This window comes from Vibrio sp. DNB22_10_4 (assembly GCF_052879755.1).
Genome location: NZ_JBNNXW010000113.1, coordinates 1 through 243 on the forward strand (window position 1 = coordinate 1; position 243 = coordinate 243).

At 63.8% G+C, this 243-nt stretch carries 1 protein-coding gene; it reads left to right on the forward strand.

The window, feature by feature from the left end; genetic code table 11:
• Positions 1 to 243, forward strand: a 243-nt coding sequence (locus ACVA6Q_RS24875; RefSeq protein WP_446649258.1) for a hypothetical protein, incomplete at both ends; no start/stop codon positions are given.

Here is a 243-nt window from a genome sequence, read left to right on the forward strand (position 1 = left end):
CGACCAGGCAGCGTGGATTACTGATGGCGGCCTCAATGCCATCGTGCGCGTTGACCCGAAAACGCTCGCCGTCACGCGTTTTCCGCTACCGAAGAACCGCACCGGCGCCAACCTGAACACCGCCGTTTTCGACAAGCAAGGACACCTGTGGTTTACCGGACAGAGCGGCATCTACGGTGAGCTGGACCCCGCCAGCGGAAAGATGCGCGTGTTCGATGCACCGCGCGGCCCGGGTGCCTACGG